Annotated in this window: 1 protein-coding gene; it reads right to left on the reverse strand. The window is 58.7% G+C overall.

Going from position 1 to position 525, the window contains the following annotated elements:
- Positions 1-525 (reverse strand): molecular chaperone (locus CWM53_RS00905; RefSeq protein WP_100750710.1); only part of this gene is annotated, 525 nt, incomplete at both ends.

A 525-nucleotide genomic window follows, 5' to 3' on the forward strand; every position in this document is an offset into this window, starting at 1 on the left:
GTAGTCGTCGATATAGTTCAGCTGGTACAGGCGAGTGCTGTCGGTGGTCATCACGGTATGGCTGCTGTACGGGCGGAGCATCACGTTTCTCATCGGCGAGAGGTGGCCTTTATTATCGATCAGCGTCCCGTTGACCAGGGTGATATGCAGTGGGCCTGAGTTGGTAAAACGCAGGTTATTCCCGCTCTGCTGCCACTGCAGCTTTTGCACCTCTCTGGCGAGGGTGGTGGTGATGGCGGGCGGACGATAAAAGAGCTTCAGGCGGGTACGGACGACAAATTGCAGCGTATGCGTGCCGACGGCTGCGGGAGGCGTCTCCTGGATATTGACCCAGTACACGCTTTCCCGATCGCCGGGCAGCCCGCCGCCGAAATAGATAAAGCGCAGCTGGGCGGATTGTTGCGGCGATAAATAGACCTGCGGCGGCGTCGCCACTATCGGCAGGCCGACGCGCGAGGTATTGAGTCCGGCGTCCAGCCAGATCTGCACTTTATAAGGCGTGCTGCTGCGATTGTGAATGTTCAG

The organism is Klebsiella sp. A-Nf5 (assembly GCF_002810545.1).
GTDB lineage: Bacteria > Pseudomonadota > Gammaproteobacteria > Enterobacterales > Enterobacteriaceae > Klebsiella > Klebsiella variicola.